The sequence below is a fragment of the Arthrobacter nitrophenolicus genome, assembly GCF_000332815.1.
Classification (GTDB): Bacteria; Actinomycetota; Actinomycetes; order Actinomycetales; family Micrococcaceae; genus Arthrobacter; species Arthrobacter nitrophenolicus.
This window is the reverse complement of sequence record NZ_AOFD01000137.1, coordinates 1-582: the sequence shown is the minus strand read 5'-3', so window position 1 is coordinate 582 and position 582 is coordinate 1. Positions and strand designations below refer to the sequence as shown.

The 582-nt window shown below is 64.9% G+C and carries 1 protein-coding gene; it reads right to left on the bottom strand.

Going from position 1 to position 582, the window contains the following annotated elements; genetic code table 11:
- Positions 1–582 (bottom strand): UDP-glucose 4-epimerase GalE (gene galE / locus G205_RS20470; RefSeq protein WP_009359716.1); only part of this gene is annotated, 582 nt, incomplete at both ends.

Sequence of the window (582 nt, the reverse complement as noted above, 5' to 3'; positions counted from 1 at the left end):
GCCTTTGCCGGAGCCGAGGTTCCAGCGGAAGACGCCGGCGCGGGCTGTGACGTGGTCCAGGGCTGCGACGTGGCCTTGGGCGAGGTCGACGACGTGGATGTAGTCGCGCAGGCAGGTGCCGTCGGGGGTGTCGTAGTCGCCGCCGAAGACCAGAAGTTTTTCGCGTCGGCCGACGGCGACCTGGGCGATGAACGGGACGAGGTTGTTGGGGATGCCCTGGGGGTCTTCGCCGATCCGGCCGGAGGGGTGGGCGCCGACGGGGTTGAAGTAGCGCAGCAGTGCTATGTGCCAGCGGGGGTCTGCGGCGCCGAGGTCGGAGAGGATGTCTTCGATTTGTTCTTTGGTGCGGCCGTAGGGGTTGTTGGCGCCGATTTCCATTTTTTCGACGTAGGGGATGGGGTTGTGTTCGCCGTAGACGGTGGCGGAGGAGCTGAAGACGATGGAGCGGACGTCGTGCCGGTCCATGACGCGGATCAGGTTCAGGGTGCCGACCAGGTTGTTGTAGTAGTACTTCAGCGGTTCCTGGACTGATTCGCCGACGGCTTTGAGGCCGGCGAAGTGGATGACGGCGTCGATGGCGCT